The following is a 16217-nucleotide window of genomic DNA, read 5'->3' on the forward strand; positions in this document are numbered from 1 at the left end:
GCGTTTCGTCGTTCGCGTATAGCTACTGTTTAAACGGCAGACAGAAGCGTGGAAATAAGAATGAATGGCTGTTGTCATAGGAAATGACTGAAAGGTAGCGGGACCTCATGGCGCGACCTGTCGCCCGTGTTAAGCTGCCTTATCATCTACAGAGATCTTATTAACTGTGAACTTACTCACTATGAGTACTGAAATTCTATTTGTTTTCCTGTTTTCCTTGGCTTTTCTCTTTGTTGCTCGTAAAGCAGCAAAACGTATTGGTCTGGTTGATAAACCTAATTACCGTAAACGTCATCAGGGCTTGATCCCGCTTGTCGGTGGTATTTCTGTTTACGCCGGGTTGTGCTTTGCTTTCCTGATCTCTGATCAAACGATTGCATACGGAAAACTCTACCTCGCTTGTGCGGGGGTATTGGTGTTTGTCGGTGCTCTTGACGATCGTTTCGATATCAGCGTTAAAATTCGTGCGTTGGTTCAAGCTCTGGTTGGCGTCGCGATGATGGTGTTCGCCGGGCTCTACCTGCGCAGTTTTGGTCATGTGCTGGGCGACTGGGAAATGCAGTTAGGTCCGTTCGGCTATCTGATTACGCTGTTCGCCGTTTGGGCGGCAATCAACGCTTTTAATATGGTGGACGGCATCGATGGCCTGCTGGGTGGGCTCTCGTGTGTTTCTTTCGGTGCGCTGGGCGTGCTGCTGTACCTGAGCGGCCACTCCGATTTGGCCTTCTGGTGTTTCGCGATGATTGCCGCTATCGTTCCTTATATCCTGCTTAACCTCGGCATTCTTGGCCGACGTTATAAGGTGTTTATGGGGGATGCTGGCAGTACGCTGATTGGTTTCACTGCCATATGGTTGCTGTTGCAAAGTTCGCAAGGTAAAGCCCATTCCATCAATCCTGTTACCGCCCTGTGGATTATCGCTATTCCATTGATGGACATGATTGCGATCATGTATCGTCGCTTACGTAAAGGGATGAGCCCCTTCTCCCCAGACCGCCAACACATTCACCATCTGATTATGCGAGCAGGCTTCACGCCGCGGCAGGCTTTCGTGCTGATTACCCTGGCAGCGGCGCTGCTGGCGGCTGTCGGCGTGCTCGGCGAACGTCTTACTTTTATTCCAGAATGGGTGATGTTGGCATTATTCTTGCTTGCCTTCTTCTTGTACGGTTACTGCATTAAGCGCGCCTGGCGTGTTGCTCGTTACATTAAGCGTATCAAACGGCGCCTGCGGCGTTCGAATGACAATAAGCAAGAATCCTAACCAGAGGCTTTTGGGCAGTGATGAATCCAGAAACAACGTCTGACAAGACTATCCCGGCAGTGGATAACGAACTCGATATTCGCGGCCTGTGCCGTACCCTGTGGCGCGGTAAGTCATGGATTATTGGTATTGCGGCGCTATTCGCCGTGATTGCACTGGTGGTGTCCTACCTGGTGAAACAGGAGTGGAGTGCGGCAGCGATTACCGATCGGCCAACGGTGAATGCGTTGGGAGGATATTATTCCCAGCAACAATTCTTGCGTAACCTGGATGTGCGTACTCTGCCGGCGGCGGCTACCGAACAACCGGGCATTGCTGACGAAGCCTATAATGAATTCATTATGCAACTGGCAGCCTACGACACGCGCCGTGATTTCTGGCTGCAGAGCGATTATTACAAACAGCGCCAGGAAGGCGACGCAGGTGCCGATGCGGCCTTGCTCGACGAACTCATTAACAACATCCAGTTCACGCCGCGTGACGACAAAAAAGTGCCGAATGACGGCGTGAAGCTGACTGCGGAAACGGCAGTGGATGCCAATCGCTTGCTGCGTCAGTACGTAGCATTTGCCAGCCACCGTGCGGCTCAGCATTTAAACGAAGAAATTCAGGGCGCCTGGGCGGCTCGAACCACCTCGATGAAGGCGCAGGTCAAGCGTCAGGAAGCGGTAGCGGAGGCCGTGTATAAACGTGAGCTGAACACCATCCAGCAGGCGTTGAAAATTGCCGAAACGCAGGGCATCAGCCGGACCCAAACCGATACGCCGGCAGAGCAACTGCCAGACTCCGATTTGTTCCTGCTGGGCAAACCGATGCTGCAGGCGCGTCTGGAGGGATTGCAGGCTTCGGGGCCAACCTTTGATCTGGATTATGACCAAAATCGCGCGATGTTGGCGACGTTGAACGTTGGCCCAACGCTGGACGAGAAATTCCAGACTTACCGCTATTTACGGACTCCGGAAGAGCCGGTTAAGCGTGATAGCCCGCGGCGGGTATTCTGGTTGATCATGTGGGGCGCGATGGGCGCTTTGGTTGGCGCAGGTGTTGCTCTGGTGCGTCGGCCGCGTAATTAAAAATAATATAATAATTCGCTGATGGGCGTGTAAGCGCCCAATTCGCAGGTTCGCCTGCGGTTAACCGACCAAAAGAGATTCGCTGTGAAAGTGTTGACAGTTTTCGGCACCAGGCCTGAAGCCATCAAAATGGCACCGCTGGTACATGCCCTGGCTCAGGATGAAGCCTTTGAATCAAGAGTCTGCGTGACTGCACAGCATCGTGAGATGTTGGATCAGGTATTGCGTTTATTTGAGATAGTACCTGATTACGATCTTAACATCATGAAACCCGGCCAGGGATTGAGTGAGATCACCTGCCGTATCCTCGAAGGCCTGAAAAGCGTTCTCGAGGAGTTCAAACCGGATGTGGTGTTGGTTCACGGTGATACCACAACCACGCTGGCGACCAGCTTAGCAGCGTTTTATCAGCGAATCCCCGTTGGGCATGTAGAGGCGGGCCTGCGTACTGGCGACCTTTACTCCCCATGGCCGGAAGAGGCCAACCGCAAGCTCACCGGCCACCTGGCGATGTACCATTTTGCCCCGACGGAAAATTCGCGACAGAACCTGTTGCGCGAACTGTTGCCGGACGATCATATCTTCGTCACTGGCAATACGGTGATCGACGCACTGTTCTGGGTGCGCGATCGGGTAATGGGCGACGCTGCTTTGCACGACAGCTTGGTACAACGTTACCCGTTCCTGGATGCCGATAAAAAGCTGATTCTGGTGACAGGCCATCGACGTGAAAGTTTTGGCGGCGGTTTTGAGCGAATTTGCAGCGCGTTGGCCGAGATTGCCCGCACTCACCCAGAGGTACAGGTGGTCTATCCGGTGCACCTTAATCCCAACGTCAGCGAGCCGGTCAACCGCATTCTGAAAGGGATTGATAATATCATCCTGATAGATCCGCAGGATTATTTACCCTTTGTCTATCTGATGGCCAAGTCTTATATGATCCTGACCGACTCAGGCGGTATTCAGGAAGAGGCGCCATCATTGGGTAAGCCGGTGCTGGTGATGCGCGACACTACCGAGCGACCGGAAGCGGTGGATTCGGGCACGGTGCGTCTGGTAGGCACCGACGTAGCCAAAATTGTTGATGCGGTTAACCGGTTACTGACGGATGAAAATGAATATCACGCCATGAGCCGGGCGCATAACCCTTACGGTGACGGGCATGCCTGCCAGCGTATTCTAGAAGCTTTGAAGAATCATCAGGTGACACTATGAATTTTAACACTATTTCGGTTATCGGCCTGGGTTATATCGGTCTGCCAACGGCGGCGGCGTTTGCCTCCCGCAAGAAAAAAGTGGTGGGCGTAGATGTTAACCAACATGCGGTGGATACCATTAACCGTGGCGCGATCCATATCGTTGAACCCGACCTGGATAAAGTGGTGAAAGACGCGGTCGACGGCGGCTATCTGCAGGCGGTGACCAAACCTCTGGCTGCAGATGCTTTCCTGATTGCGGTACCGACGCCGTTTAAAGGCGACCATGAGCCGGATCTGGCGTATGTCGAAGCCGCCGCCAAATCATTGGCGCCGGTGCTGAAAAAAGGCGATCTGGTGATCCTTGAGTCCACCTCGCCGGTGGGCGCGACCGAACAGATGGCGCAGTGGCTGGCAGAAGCGCGTAGCGATCTCAGTTTCCCGCAGCAGGCCGGTGAGGCCGCTGATGTGAACATTGCCTACTGTCCGGAGCGCGTGCTGCCGGGGCAGGTGATGGTTGAGCTGATTCAAAACGACCGGGTGATTGGCGGTATGACGCCAAAATGCTCGGAGCGCGCCAGCGAGCTGTACAAGATTTTCCTTGAGGGCGAGTGTGTGATTACCAATTCACGCACCGCTGAGATGTGCAAGCTGACCGAAAACAGTTTCCGCGATGTGAATATCGCCTTTGCCAATGAGCTGTCGTTGATTTGTGCCGATCAGGGCATCAATGTCTGGGAGCTTATTCGCCTGGCGAATCGCCATCCGCGGGTCAATATTTTGCAGCCTGGCCCTGGCGTAGGTGGCCACTGCATCGCGGTTGACCCTTGGTTTATCGTCTCGCAGAATCCGCAGCAGGCGCGTTTGATTCATACCGCGCGCCTGGTGAATGACGGGAAACCGCTGTGGGTGGTTGATCGCGTGAAAGCGGCGGTTGCCGACTGTCTGGCAGCAACCGATAAGCGTGCGTCGGAAGTGAAAATTGCCTGCTTCGGCCTGGCTTTCAAGCCGAATATCGACGACCTGCGCGAAAGCCCAGCGGTAGAAGTGGCGCATCTGATTGCCGATTGGCACGTGGGTGAAACTCTGGTGGTGGAGCCGAACGTCGAGCAACTGCCGAAATCGCTGGCGGGCCATGTAACGCTGAAAGCGATGGCCGACGCGTTGCAGCAGGCAGATGTGATCGTGATGCTGGTCGATCATAAACAATTCAAGGCAATCAGGCCGGAAGAGATCACGCAATCTTGGGTAGTTGATACCAAAGGGGTGTGGCGTTGAAACGTATTTTAGTCACTGGAGGCGCCGGTTTTATCGGTTCTGCGGTAGTCAGGCATATTATTGAAGCTACGCAGGACAGCGTGGTGGTGGTGGATAAGCTGACTTACGCGGGCAACCTGGAGTCGCTTGCGGTGATTGCTGATAGCGAACGTTATGCGTTTGAACAGGTGGATATCTGCGATCGTGTGGCGTTGGATCGGGTGTTTGCCCAATATCAGCCGGATGTGGTCATGCACCTGGCGGCGGAAAGCCATGTCGACCGTTCGATTGATGGCCCGGCGGCCTTTATCGAAACCAACGTGGTGGGAACCTACACCATGCTGGAGGCGGCACGGCATTACTGGCAACCGCTGGATGCGGAGAAGAAGCGGAGCTTCCGTTTCCACCATATTTCCACCGACGAAGTGTATGGCGATTTGCACGGTACGGATGACTTGTTCACCGAAACCACGCCTTACGCGCCAAGCAGCCCGTATTCGGCCTCCAAGGCATCCAGCGATCATTTGGTCCGTGCCTGGCTGCGGACCTATGGCTTGCCGACCCTGGTCACCAACTGCTCCAATAACTACGGCCCATACCACTTCCCGGAGAAACTGATCCCGTTAGTGATACTCAATGCCGTTGCCGGTAAACCTTTGCCGGTGTATGGCAACGGCGCGCAGGTGCGTGACTGGCTGTATGTCGAAGACCATGCGCGCGCGTTGTATCAGGTGGTTACCGAAGGTGTGGTAGGCGAAACCTACAATATCGGTGGCCACAACGAACGCAAAAATATTGAAGTGGTGCATACCATTTGCGATCTGCTGGAGGAGTTGGCGCCGAACAAACCGCAGGGCGTGGAGAAATACCGCGATCTGATCACTTACGTCAAGGATCGGCCGGGCCATGATATGCGCTATGCGATCGACGCCGGGAAAATTGACCGGGAGCTGGGCTGGCACCCACAAGAAACCTTTGAAAGCGGCATTCGCAAAACGGTTTCCTGGTACCTGAACAATGAAACCTGGTGGCGTCGCGTTCAGGATGGTTCCTATGCGGGTGAGCGTTTAGGTTTATCCGACTAAGTTTACCCGGGCTGCCTGAGTGGTGGCCCAGTGGATTCTGGAGTGAGTATGAAAGGTATTATTCTGGCGGGTGGATCCGGTACACGTTTGCATCCAATTACTCGCGGCGTATCCAAGCAGTTGCTCCCGATCTACGACAAGCCGATGATTTACTATCCGCTGTCGGTGCTGATGTTAGCCGGGATCCGCGACATTCTGATTATTTCCACACCGGAAGACCTCCCTTCATTCAGACGTCTGTTGGGTAACGGCGAAGAGTTTGGCATTAATCTCAGCTATGCCGAACAACCCAGCCCCGATGGTCTGGCTCAGGCGTTTCTGATCGGTGAAGAGTTCCTGGCCGGCGAGCCGAGCTGTCTGGTGTTAGGCGACAATATCTATTTTGGTCAAGGGTTTAGCCCGAAACTAAAAACGGTCGCTGCACGTACCCAGGGCGCGACCGTGTTCGGCTACCAGGTGATGGATCCCGAACGTTTTGGGGTGGTGGAGTTTGACGATAACTTCCGCGCTTTATCGATCGAAGAAAAGCCTGCCGAGCCCAAGTCCAACTGGGCGGTGACCGGCCTGTACTTCTACGACAGTCAGGTGGTGGAGTTTGCCAAACAGGTCAAGCCTTCCTCCCGTGGCGAGCTGGAAATTACCAGCATTAACCAGATGTATCTGGAGCGTGGCGAACTGACCGTTGAACTGCTGGGCCGCGGTTTCGCCTGGCTGGATACCGGTACTCATGACAGCCTGCTGGAAGCCAGCAGCTTCGTGCAGACGGTGGAAAAACGCCAGGGCTTTAAAATTGCCTGCCTGGAAGAGATCGCCTGGCGCAACGGTTGGCTGGATGATGACGGTGTGAAACGTGCCGCACAGGCGCTGGTCAAAACCGGTTACGGCAAGTATCTGCTGGATTTATTGCATGCGCGTCCACGCCAATATTGAGCCCTTAGCCTGGGAAAGCGAATTTTTCGCTCTTGGCAGCGCCAGGCTCAACTTTTCCACCACGGCCCCGGCGTTGACCGAGGCCGGTCTGGCAGCCTACGCCTTGGTGCAAGCTAAAATCCCGGCGCACCAAACCGCCTGGGCGGACGCATTGTCGGGTCTGGGTTTCCAACTGGTTGAGGCTGAGGTCGATCTGTTGCTGAATATCGGCATGGAATGTGCATCGTCGCAGAGTGCGCTACCGCCTGCGATTCGCCTGGCAGTGCCGGAGGATATTCCGGTATTGCGTGCGGCAGCGGCCAAAGTGTTCACCGCCAGCCGTTTTCGGGCCCCTTGGTACGACGTTCAGGATAGCGGGCGTTTCTATGCCGCCTGGATCGAAAAAGCGGTACTGGGAACCTTCGATCACCAATGCCTGTTGGCACTGGACGAAGCCGGTCAGCCGGAGGGCTTTGTCAGCCTGCGTGATATCGGCGGCCAAGAGGTTAGAATCGGCCTGCTGGCAGCTTTCCCCGGGGCGTCAGGCAAAGGTATTGGTGCGCGATTAATGGCGGCGGCCATTGCAGAGTGCCGGCAACGGTCGCTGCAACGCCTGCGGGTGGCGACACAGCTCGGTAATTTAGCCGCATTACGGCTCTATCAACGACAGGGTGCTGTTATTGAAAGCACCTCGTATTGGTTATACAGAGGAAAACATGATCCCATTTAACGCTCCACCGGTTGTTGGCACTGAACTTGACTATATGCAGGCTGCAATGGACAGCGGCAAGCTGTGCGGAGATGGTGGTTTTACTCGCCGTTGCCAGCAGTGGATGGAACAGCGTTTTGGCAGCCCGAAGGTGCTGTTGACGCCGTCCTGTACCGCGTCACTGGAGATGGCGGCGATCCTGCTGGATATCCAGCCGGGTGATGAAGTGATCATGCCGAGCTTCACCTTTGTTTCAACCGCCAATGCCTTTGTGCTGCGCGGGGCCACCGTGGTGTTTGTCGACCTGCGTCCGGACACCATGAACATCGATGAGACTAAAATCGAAGCGGCCATCACCGAAAAGACGCGCGCTATCGTGCCTGTGCATTACGCCGGTGTGGCCTGCGAGATGGACACCATCATGGCGCTGGCGAAAAAATATAACCTGCGGGTGGTAGAAGACGCCGCGCAAGGTGTGATGTCCACTTACAAGGGCAAAGCGCTCGGTACCATTGGTCATATTGGCTGTTTTAGCTTCCACGAAACCAAAAACTACACCGCTGGCGGTGAGGGCGGCGCAACGCTGATCAACGATCCGGCACTTATCGACCGGGCAGAAGTCATTCGTGAGAAAGGCACCAACCGCAGCCAGTTCTTCCGTGGGCAGGTGGACAAGTATACCTGGCGCGATATCGGTTCCAGCTATCTGATGTCAGATTTGCAGGCTGCCTATCTCTGGGGCCAACTCGAAGCGGCTGACCGTATCAACCAGCGCCGCCTGGCACTGTGGCAGACCTATTATGACAGCCTGCTGCCGTTGGCAAAGGCCGGCCGTATTGTGCTGCCGACCATCCCGGCGGACTGCGTGCATAATGCGCACATGTTCTATATCAAACTGCGTGATATTGAAGATCGCACGGCCTTTATCGATTATCTGAAAGAAGCGGAAATCATGGCGGTGTTCCATTACATCGCGCTGCACGACTGCCCGGCGGGCGATCGTTTTGGCCGCTTTTCCGGTGAAGACCGCTTCACCAGCCAGGAAAGTGCGCGTCTGGTGCGTCTGCCGTTGTTCTACAATATGTCTGATGTCACTCAACGTACGGTGATCAATACCATTCTTAGCTTCTGCGCCTGATATGTCGCTGGCAAAAGCATCAATTTGGACCGCAGGCTCCACGCTGATCAAGATTGGCGCGGGGCTGCTGGTAGTGAAACTGCTGGCGGTAGCGTTTGGCCCCAGCGGGGTTGGACAGGCGGGCAACTTCCGTCAGCTGATTACCGTGCTGGGCGTGCTGTCCGGTGCCGGGATTTTTAACGGCATCACCAAGTATGTTGCCGAATATCATCAGGATCCGCAGCGGTTACGGCTGGCTGTCGGGACGGCGTCAAGCATCGTGCTGGGTTTCTCCACGCTGCTGGCGCTGGTGTTTCTGTTTGCGGCGGAGCCTATCAGTATCGGGTTGTTCGGCCATGCTGACTATGTCGGCGTGGTGCGGGCGGTAGCCTTTATTCAGATGGGTATCGCCTATGCCAACCTGTTTATGGCGGTGCTGAAAGGCTACCGCGATGCGATGGGCAACGCACTGGCGGTGATTGGCGGTAGCCTGATTGGCGTAGTGGCCTACTACCTGTGCTTTAAGCTGGGCGGCTACGAAGGCGCGCTGGCGGGGTTGGCACTGGTGCCAGCCTTGGTGGTGTTGCCCGCAGGTTTTATGCTGTGGCGGCGCAAAACCTTGCCGCTGCGCTATTTGGCATTGGCATGGGACAAGGCGTTAGCCAGCCATCTTGGCAAGTTCACCATCATGGCATTGATCACATCAGTGACGCTGCCGGTGGCCTATGTGATGATGCGTAACCTGCTGGCCAGCCATTACAGTTGGGATGAGGTCGGGATTTGGCAGGGCGTCAGCAGCATCTCCGACGCTTACCTGCAGTTTATCACCGCCTCGTTTACCGTTTATCTGCTGCCAACGCTGTCGCGATTGAAGGAAAAAAGCGCCATCTCTCAAGAGATTGTGCGCTCCTTAAAATTTGTACTGCCCGCAGTAGCGGCGGCGAGTTTCACGGTCTGGTTACTGCGCGACTTCGCCATCTGGTTGCTGTTCACGGACAAGTTCGTCGCGATGCGCGATCTGTTTGCCTGGCAACTGGTAGGGGACGTACTGAAAGTGGGCGCCTATGTGTTCGGCTATCTGGTGATTGCCAAGGCGTCGCTGCGTTTTTATATCCTGACCGAAGTCAGTCAGTTCCTGCTGTTAACGCTGTTCTCGCATTGGTTGATACCGCTGCATGGCGCGCTGGGAGCGGCACAGGCCTACATGGCAACCTACATCGTGTACTTCACGCTCTGTAGCTGCGTATTTATTCTTTACCGTAGACGAGTATGACGACACTGATTCACGTATTGGGATCTGACATCCCGCATCACAATCAGACGGTGCTGCGTTTCTTCAACGATGTGTTGGCGAAACGCCTGCCGTCCGAACAGACGCGTCATTTTATGGTGGCTGCCAAAGATGCCGCTGCGTTAGGGGTGTTTCCCGAGCTGAGCATTGAATGCCATCCGGACAAGAAAAGTCTGGCGATGGCGGTCATCGCCCGCGCGCAGGCCGATCGCAATCAGCGTTTCTTCCTGCACGGCCAGTTTAACCCTACGCTGTGGTTGGCGTTGCTGAGCGGAAAAATCAAGGCCGATCAGGTGAGTTGGCATATCTGGGGCGCTGATTTGTATGAAAACGCCACCAGTTGGAAATTCCGCCTGTTCTATTTGCTGCGCCGTATTGCGCAGGGCAGAGTGAGACACGTGTTCGCGACCCGCGGTGATATTATTCATTACCAGCAGCGCCATGCCCGCGTACCGGCCTCTCTGTTGTATTTCCCGACGCGGATGGATCCGGCGTTAACCGGCATTGAGGTAGAGAAAAACCTGGCCGGGCCGATGACCATTCTGGTGGGGAACTCTGGCGATCGTACCAACCGTCATATTGAGGCGTTGAAAGCGATTCATCAGCAGTTTGGCGCCGAGGTGCGGGTGATCCTGCCGATGGGCTACCCGGCCAATAACGACGCCTATATTGAACAGGTGCGCAGCGCCGGGCTAGAGCTGTTCAGCGCCAGGAACCTGCAGGTGTTGACGCAGCAGGTGGCGTTCGACGATTACCTGAATATTCTGCGCGAGTGCGATCTGGGTTACTTTATTTTTAACCGCCAGCAGGGCATAGGCACGCTGTGTCTTCTGATCCAGTTTGGCGTGCCCTTTGTGCTGAGCCGGCAGAACCCGTTCTGGCAGGATCTGGCGGAGCAACATCTGCCTGTGCTGTTCTATGGCGATTCGCTGGATGAGGCGGTCGTGCGTGAAGCTCAACGCCAACTGGCCTCCGTCGATAAACAGGCCATCGCTTTCTTCAACCCTAACTACGTTGATGGCTGGCAGCAGGCATTAACCCTGGCGGCAGGGGACAACGTATGACGCTGGCGCAATTTGGCGGGTTGTTTATCGTTTATCTGGTGAGCGTGCTGTTTATTCTGACGCTGGCTTACCAGGAGTTTAGGCGCGTCCGTTTCAATTTTAATGTCTTCTTTACGCTACTGTATTTGCTGACGTTTTACTTCGGTTTCCCGCTGACCTGTCTGCTGGTGTTTCAGTTTGACGTCGAGGTGGTACCGGTAGAGTTTTTACTCTATGCGATCCTCTCCGCTACTGCGTTTTATGCGATTTATTACGTCAGCTATAAAACCCGGCTGCGAAAGCGCAGCGTGCAACCGCGTAAGCCGGTATTCACCATGAACCGGGTGGAAACCCATCTGACCTGGATGTTACTGGCGCTGGTGGCGATGGCGACCGTCGGCATTTTCTTCATGCAAAACGGTTTCCTGCTGTTCAAGCTCAACTCTTACAGCCAGATTTTCTCCAGCGATGTCTCTGGGGTGGCGCTCAAGCGGTTCTTCTATTTCTTCATCCCGGCGATGCTGGTGGTGTATTTCCTGAAGCAAGATCTGCGCGCCTGGTTCTTTTTCCTGGCGGCGACGGTGGCCTTTGGCATCCTGACTTACGTGATAGTTGGCGGTACCCGCGCCAATATCATTATTGCCTTCTCGCTATTTCTGTTTATCGGCATCGTGCGCGGCTGGATCTCGTTGTGGATGTTGGTGGCCGCCGGCGTGTTTGGTATCGTCGGCATGTTCTGGCTGGCGTTAAAGCGCTACAGCCTGGACGTCAGCGGTCCCGAAGCGTTCTATACCTTCCTTTACCTGACGCGCGATACCTTCTCGCCATGGGAAAACCTGGCGCTGTTGCTGCAGAACTACGACAAGATTGATTTCCAGGGCCTGGCACCGATAGTGCGCGATTTCTACGTGTTCATTCCGGCCTGGCTGTGGCCGGGGCGACCGGACACGGTGCTCAATAGCGCCAACTATTTCACCTGGGAAGTGTTGAATAACCATTCCGGCCTGGCGATATCACCCACGCTTATCGGCTCACTGGTGGTGATGGGCGGTGCGGTGTTTATTCCCGTTGGCGCGGTACTGGTCGGGATGATCATCAAGTGGTTCGACTGGCTGTATGAGATGGGCAAAAGCGAACCTAACCGGTATAAGGCCGCGATATTGCAAAGTTTCTGCTTCGGTGCGGTTTTCAACATCATCGTGTTGGCGCGAGAAGGGGTAGATTCCTTTGTCTCGCGAGTGGTGTTCTTCTGCCTTATTTTTGGCGCCTGCCTGCTGATGGCTAAGTTGTTGTACTGGCTGTTTGACACTGCCGGGTTGATTAAGGCACGGGTGCGGCGTACGCGTACGCTGGCATCGACGCCATCATCCGTACGGGTCGACGGCCTTCTGTAAGGGTAATAATAACGATGGACGCAAAAATTTCGGTTCCTCAATATGAGCTGCGCGGTTTCAGCCTGTGGGGATTTCGCGATATGGCGCAATGCCTGGATTTTCTGTTTGACGGCGGCCGGGTAAAGCAGGGCACGCTGGTCGCGATGAACGCCGAAAAGATACTGAAGGCGGAGGAAGATACTGCGCTGCACGCTTTGCTGGATGAAGCGGAATACAAGTATGCCGACGGCATCAGCATGGTGCGCTCAATACGCCGTAAATACCCGGGGGCGCAGGTATCACGCGTCGCGGGAGCCGACCTGTGGGAAGCGTTGATGCAGCGTGCCGGACGCGAGGGTACGCCGGTCTTCCTGATTGGCGGCAAACCCTCGGTGCTGGCGGAAACCGAAGAGAAGCTGCGTAGCCAGTGGAATGTAAACCTGGTGGGCAGCCAGGACGGTTATTTCAAGCCTGAACAGCGAGATGCGCTGTTCGAGCGCATTCGCGGCAGCGGTGCCGCCATAGTGACGGTGGCCATGGGATCGCCGAAACAGGAAATCCTGATGCGTGACTGCCGTAAAGTGCATCCGCAGGCGCTCTATATGGGCGTAGGCGGTACTTACGACGTGTTCACCGGGCACGTGAAGCGTGCGCCAAAGATTTGGCAGAACCTCGGTCTGGAGTGGCTCTATCGGCTGTTAAGTCAACCGAGCCGCCTGGGACGCCAACTGAAACTGCTGAAGTTTGTCAGCTATTATTACCGCGGCAAGATGTAAGAACGATGCTGGGGCGGAAGATCCCGCCCCGGCGCGCCATGTTGTTCAAATAACCTGCTTTATGACGGATTCGTCAGCACTCCTATAACCTCAGCCCATAAACTCGCCTGTATTTATTCCATAAAGTTTTAAATTGCGGTTTGCTTATAGCGGCAAAATGCGAAACGATACCGCCCGGAAATTATCCCTGAGCGTTGGCGCAAAACGTGATAGCGCTTAACGACGTTTTTCTCACCGTAAGATCGTCCCATCACAAGCTGGTGTCCGCCAACGCGGCGGGAGAGGTTTTACGCTATTTTCATTAAAACAATAACGACCGGTAACGGCCGGCATGCAAACACAATCAAAAAAATAATATTGAGGATTTATGGCACACAAAGAAAAACCGCAAGGCCTACACCGGGGGCTGGAAGCCCGGCATATCGAGCTGATTGCTCTGGGGGGCACCATCGGGGTGGGCCTGTTTATGGGCTCGGCCAGCACGCTGAAATGGGCGGGGCCATCGGTATTGTTGGCTTATATCATCGCCGGCCTGTTCGTGTTCTTCATTATGCGTTCGATGGGCGAGATGCTGTTCCTTGAACCGGTCGCGGGCTCCTTTGCCGTTTATGCCCATAAATACATGAATCCCTATTTTGGCTACCTGACCGCCTGGGGCTATTGGTTTATGTGGATTGCCGTAGGCATCTCGGAAATCACCGCCGTTGGGGTCTACGTGCAGTTTTGGTTCCCGGAAATCCCGCAGTGGATACCGGCGTTAATCGCCGTGGCGATGGTAGCGCTGGCCAACCTGGCCGCCGTGCGCCTGTACGGCGAGCTGGAGTTCTGGTTTGCTATGATCAAGGTTACCACCATCATTGTGATGATTTTGGTGGGGTTGGGGGTGATCTTCTTTGGCTTCGGGAATGGCGGGCAGCCGATTGGCTTTGCCAACCTGACCGAGCACGGCGGTTTCTTTGCCGGCGGCTGGAAGGGTTTCCTGTTCGCGCTCTGTATTGTTGTGGCGTCCTATCAGGGCGTTGAGTTGGTCGGTATCACCGCCGGTGAAGCCAAAAACCCGCAGGTGACTCTGAAGCGTGCGATTAACAATATCCTGTGGCGTATCCTGATCTTCTACGTCGGCGCTATCTTTGTCATCGTCACCATCTTCCCCTGGAATGGCATTGGCACCGCAGGCAGCCCCTTCGTGCTGACCTTTGCCAAAATCGGTATCGTCGCTGCCGCCGGTATCATTAACTTTGTGGTGTTGACCGCCGCGCTTTCAGGTTGTAACAGCGGGATGTACAGCGGTGGCCGTATGCTGTACGCACTGGCTAAAAACCGGCAGTTGCCGGCGTCGTTGACCAAGCTGTCCGCCAACGGCGTGCCGGTTAACTGTATCGCCGTGACCATTGCCTGCCTGCTGGTCGGCTCGGGGTTGAATTACCTTATCCCCAATCCACAGGCGGTGTTTGTCTATGTCTATAGCGCCAGCGTGTTGCCAGGCATGGTGCCGTGGTTCGTGGTACTGATTAGCCAACTGTATTTCCGCCGTGCCCATAAGGAAGCGATTAAAACCCACAGCTTTAAGTCGATTATGTTCCCCTATGTGAACTATCTGACTATCGCTTTCTTGGTCTGCGTGCTGATCGGCATGGGAATTAACCCGGATACGCGAATTTCTTTGCTGGTCGGGGCGATTTTCTTAGCGGCAGTCAGCCTGTGCTACTTTGCTTTCGGCATGCACAAGAAACATCATCCGGCTGAAAAACGGACAGAAACACAGCAATAACCGGTGAAAAGGGGCTACGGATAGCGCTTTCCTGCGCGGGAGTGAGCAAAGCGTAATCAAACACAACATTTCTGCGAAAAAGCACTAGACAGGATTGTGTTAAATCCGTAGTATCCCCTCCCGCAACGGCGCTATGCGCCCGTAGCTCAGCTGGATAGAGCGCTGCCCTCCGGAGGCAGAGGTCTCAGGTTCGAATCCTGTCGGGCGCACCATTAAGTTTGTGTGCAAGAGCTGCGGTGGTAGTATTACCGCGTGAAGTAGTTAAGAAGTAATGGTGGCTATAGCTCAGTTGGTAGAGCCCTGGATTGTGATTCCAGTTGTCGTGGGTTCGAGTCCCATTAGCCACCCCACTTCCTAAGAGAAGTGAAGAATTTTAAGCTGTTTTGTGACTGTGCGAAGGTGGCGGAATTGGTAGACGCGCTAGCTTCAGGTGTTAGTGTTCTTACGGACGTGAGGGTTCAAGTCCCTCTCTTCGCACCACACAAAATGTCTAATAAATTTAATATTTACATAGACATAAGCGATAAAATTTAGTAGTATCTGCAACAAGAAATCGGCGAGTAGCGCAGCTTGGTAGCGCAACTGGTTTGGGACCAGTGGGTCGGAGGTTCGAATCCTCTCTCGCCGACCACATTCAAGAAAGCCCGCTTTTAGCGGGTTTTTTTACATCTGTAGTTTATAGGATGAGCACCTCCGAAGGAGGTTTGAGCCGAGCGCAGCGAGACAACGTTGCTTTAGCAACGGCCCGTAGGGCGGCATCGCAGATGCAAGTCATCCTCTCTCGCTGACCACATTCAGAAAAGCCCGTTCAGCAATGAACGGGCTTTTTGCTTTCTGACATTCCGCTTTACACCCTCCTGCTCTGGTTTTACCTCTGCCCGCTAGCTATCGTATCCCGCCAGGACGCTTTTGGCTTGGTGTTGGCTTCTGGCGACATCGGCATGCTGCATTGTCGTCAGCTTGAGACATTTAATACATTGATTTTATTTAATAAAAATGACTTTGGCTTAAGTCGTCGTTTTAAGGCGACATATCTGCAAACGTCAGGTGATAGCAGCAGAAAGGGCAGTGAGCGGAATGAAACGAAGTGCTGAGATTAAATCTGTTTTAATTCAGCTTATTAGGCTTTTCGCCTGAAGGGGTGATGCGTTTTTCCCAAAGTTGGCACGCCAAGTGCAATATCCACCATGTAGATGCTCATTCCACCTCTTATGTTCGCCTTAGGCTTCATAAACCCTGGGAATGACGCAGAGCCGATTTAGGGTGCCTATTGCCCACCAGAACGATGACGGCGTTGCTTGCAATGGTCGACATCACACTCCGGGCATAACGTTGAGTGAGGCACCGCCCCTG

The 16217-nt window shown here is 54.5% G+C and carries 14 protein-coding genes, 4 tRNA genes and 1 other RNA gene; all 19 read left to right on the forward strand.

From position 1 onward, the window contains the following. Window positions 1-166 precede the first annotated feature (166 nt). Window positions 167-1264 (forward strand): UDP-N-acetylglucosamine--undecaprenyl-phosphate N-acetylglucosaminephosphotransferase, encoded by a 1098-nt coding sequence (wecA, locus tag NR114_RS15680; protein WP_104410927.1) that lies wholly within the window; start codon window positions 167-169, stop codon window positions 1262-1264. Between the two features lie 20 nt (window positions 1265-1284). Next, a complete protein-coding gene (gene wzzE, locus NR114_RS15685; RefSeq protein ID WP_046374753.1) occupies window positions 1285-2337 on the forward strand; it encodes an ECA polysaccharide chain length modulation protein in 1053 nt (350 codons plus the stop codon). A gap of 84 nt (window positions 2338-2421) precedes the next feature. Then, a complete protein-coding gene (gene wecB / locus NR114_RS15690; protein ID WP_046374752.1) occupies window positions 2422-3552 on the forward strand; it encodes a non-hydrolyzing UDP-N-acetylglucosamine 2-epimerase in 1131 nt (376 codons plus the stop codon). Next, on the forward strand, window positions 3549-4811 hold the full coding sequence (wecC, locus tag NR114_RS15695) for a UDP-N-acetyl-D-mannosamine dehydrogenase (protein ID WP_048762498.1): 1263 nt from the start codon (window positions 3549-3551) through the stop codon (window positions 4809-4811). Before wecB ends, wecC begins: the two co-directional genes overlap by 4 nt. Continuing rightward, window positions 4808-5875, forward strand: coding sequence for a dTDP-glucose 4,6-dehydratase (gene rffG, locus NR114_RS15700; RefSeq protein ID WP_234529281.1), 1068 nt, complete (start codon window positions 4808-4810; stop codon window positions 5873-5875). The genes wecC and rffG overlap by 4 nt, the downstream gene beginning before the upstream one ends. 48 nt (window positions 5876-5923) lie before the next feature. Beyond that, complete coding sequence (gene rfbA, locus NR114_RS15705) at window positions 5924-6805, forward strand: glucose-1-phosphate thymidylyltransferase RfbA (protein WP_020824754.1); 882 nt, start codon at window positions 5924-5926, stop codon at window positions 6803-6805. Further along, entirely contained in the window at window positions 6783-7514 is a 732-nt protein-coding gene (rffC, locus tag NR114_RS15710) for a dTDP-4-amino-4,6-dideoxy-D-galactose acyltransferase (RefSeq protein ID WP_234529282.1), read from the forward strand. The genes rfbA and rffC overlap by 23 nt, the downstream gene beginning before the upstream one ends. After that, the gene (gene rffA, locus NR114_RS15715; RefSeq protein ID WP_044554399.1) at window positions 7501-8631 is read left to right on the forward strand and encodes a dTDP-4-amino-4,6-dideoxygalactose transaminase; all 1131 of its coding nucleotides are present in this window, start codon (window positions 7501-7503) and stop codon (window positions 8629-8631) included. The genes rffC and rffA overlap by 14 nt, the downstream gene beginning before the upstream one ends. A 1-nt stretch (window position 8632) precedes the next feature. Next, window positions 8633-9883, forward strand: a complete 1251-nt coding sequence (gene wzxE, locus NR114_RS15720) for a lipid III flippase WzxE (RefSeq protein WP_020824757.1) — start codon at window positions 8633-8635, stop codon at window positions 9881-9883. Next, window positions 9880-10965 (forward strand): TDP-N-acetylfucosamine:lipid II N-acetylfucosaminyltransferase, encoded by a 1086-nt coding sequence (locus NR114_RS15725; protein ID WP_020824758.1) that lies wholly within the window; start codon window positions 9880-9882, stop codon window positions 10963-10965. The genes wzxE and NR114_RS15725 overlap by 4 nt, the downstream gene beginning before the upstream one ends. Continuing rightward, window positions 10962-12338: an ECA oligosaccharide polymerase gene (gene wzyE, locus NR114_RS15730; RefSeq protein WP_020824759.1), complete on the forward strand. Its 1377-nt coding sequence runs from the start codon at window positions 10962-10964 to the stop codon at window positions 12336-12338. Before NR114_RS15725 ends, wzyE begins: the two co-directional genes overlap by 4 nt. Window positions 12339-12352: 14 nt before the next feature. Beyond that, a complete protein-coding gene (gene wecG, locus NR114_RS15735; RefSeq protein ID WP_020824760.1) occupies window positions 12353-13093 on the forward strand; it encodes a lipopolysaccharide N-acetylmannosaminouronosyltransferase in 741 nt (246 codons plus the stop codon). 367 nt (window positions 13094-13460) lie between these two features. Next, window positions 13461-14864, forward strand: coding sequence for an amino acid permease (locus NR114_RS15740; RefSeq protein ID WP_020824761.1), 1404 nt, complete (start codon window positions 13461-13463; stop codon window positions 14862-14864). A gap of 135 nt (window positions 14865-14999) precedes the next feature. Continuing rightward, a tRNA-Arg gene (locus tag NR114_RS15745) sits at window positions 15000-15076 on the forward strand. A gap of 62 nt (window positions 15077-15138) precedes the next feature. After that, a tRNA-His gene (locus NR114_RS15750) sits at window positions 15139-15214 on the forward strand. 43 nt (window positions 15215-15257) lie between these two features. Further along, window positions 15258-15344: transfer RNA gene (locus tag NR114_RS15755), tRNA-Leu, on the forward strand. A gap of 74 nt (window positions 15345-15418) precedes the next feature. Beyond that, window positions 15419-15495, forward strand: a tRNA-Pro gene (locus NR114_RS15760). Between the two features lie 31 nt (window positions 15496-15526). Then, window positions 15527-15655, forward strand: a non-coding RNA gene (locus tag NR114_RS15765) — RtT sRNA. A gap of 36 nt (window positions 15656-15691) precedes the next feature. Next, a complete protein-coding gene (locus NR114_RS15770) occupies window positions 15692-15958 on the forward strand; it encodes a hypothetical protein (RefSeq protein ID WP_234529284.1) in 267 nt (88 codons plus the stop codon). Window positions 15959-16217: the final 259 nt, after the last annotated feature.

The organism is Serratia sp. Ser99, assembly GCF_024519545.1.
Taxonomy (GTDB): Bacteria; Pseudomonadota; Gammaproteobacteria; order Enterobacterales; family Enterobacteriaceae; genus Serratia; species Serratia liquefaciens.